This is a genomic window from Pseudomonas sp. DCB_AW, assembly GCF_026240895.1.
Lineage (GTDB): Bacteria > Pseudomonadota > Gammaproteobacteria > Pseudomonadales > Pseudomonadaceae > Aquipseudomonas > Aquipseudomonas kermanshahensis.
Genome location: NZ_JAPFCE010000150.1, coordinates 1 through 1,312, shown reverse-complemented (window position 1 = coordinate 1,312; position 1,312 = coordinate 1). Strand labels below are relative to the sequence as shown.

Sequence of the window (1,312 nt, the reverse complement as noted above, 5' to 3'; positions counted from 1 at the left end):
CCCATCGCAGGCAAGCCAGCTTGTGTCTTCAAGGCCAATTAAACTCAAAAGGGTGAGAGCAGTGGATGGCAGACTGATAGCCAGCGGTGCCTAAAGCACGAGTAGGAGCCTAGTCACCATCCACCTCTCACTCTGACCATAAGCCCGAACAGTTGAATGAGCGGCAAACTCGAAATCACAAGCTAGGGCTAAGTCAGAGTGCTCTCACTTCTTCAGTGTAAGAGGGCGTGGCGATGATTTCCTACTTCGTTGGTCTCGATGTTTCGCAAGCGACTCTGGATGTGGGTTTTTTTCCTGAGGAAATCCCGCATTTTCAAGTCAAGAATGACCCTGAGGGCTTCGCGCAGTTGATTGCGTGCCTGGGCGAGCTTGAGGTCGAGCGGGTTTTGTTGGAGGCCACGGGCGGCTATGAAAGGGCCGTGTTCAGAGCCTTGCGCCGGGAGGGGCTGAATGTAGTTCGGGTCAATCCCAAACGCTCTCGCGACTACACAAGTGCCATGGGCAAGATTGCCAAGACCGACAAGATCGACGCTCAAATGCTGGCGAGGTTTGCTCGTGAGTTTGTGGATTCACCGCAGGTCGAGCCTAACCTGGATCGGGATGAACTGGGAGAGCTGATCAAGCTGCGGGGCAATCTTGTTCAGCACCGTGACGACGACAAGCGCCGGATCAAGCAATCCACTTGTGCGACAGCTATCACCACCTACACAGACCACATCGTTTATCTGGGTGAAAAGATCAAGGAACTGGACAAAGCGATTGAAAAAGCCTCGAACGTGCTGGATAGCGAGACGACCAGGCGGCTGATGTCTGTTAAGGGGATAGGGGTCATCACTTGCGGCACGCTCATGGCGTACCTGCCTGAGCTTGGAACTGTGACGGGGCGCAAGATCGCCGGCTTGGCAGGGCTAGCGCCCTACAACAACGACAGCGGCAAGAAGAATGGCCCCAGATCAATCGAGGGCGGACGCTATCGAGTCCGCTGCGCCACCTACATGTCGATCTGGTCGATGATCAGGCACGATCCGGATTTCAACGCTCGGTATAACGCCCTGGTGGCTCGTGGCAAGCGTGCGAAGGTCGCTGCAGTAGCTTGTATGCGGGTGCTGTTGGTGCATCTGAATGCGATGCTGCGAGACGGAACAGAATGGAAAAAGCCGAAACTCAAGGTACCCGCACCCTGATAGCAATCGAGGATTGATCTACTAAACGCGGGCTTCGCCAGCGACACCGCTACGTGGTATCGCTGGCGAAGCTATGCCTAGCGGGGGCCAACTTCAAAAAAATCCTCAAAGACAGTTGCTCCTACAGG

Annotated in this window: 1 protein-coding gene; it reads left to right on the top strand. The window is 55.1% G+C overall.

All coding sequences use genetic code 11. The annotated features are described in order from the left end of the window. Positions 1-233 precede the first annotated feature (233 nt). Positions 234-1,184, top strand: coding sequence for a transposase (locus tag OO306_RS27995; protein ID WP_265970378.1), 951 nt, complete (start codon positions 234-236; stop codon positions 1,182-1,184). Positions 1,185-1,312 lie beyond the last annotated feature (128 nt).

Excerpts from the sequence above, each read along its gene's own strand:
- OO306_RS27995 (WP_265970378.1), top strand. The coding sequence starts at position 234 with ATGATTTCCTACTTCGTTGGTCTCGATGTTTCGCAAGCGACTCTGGAT.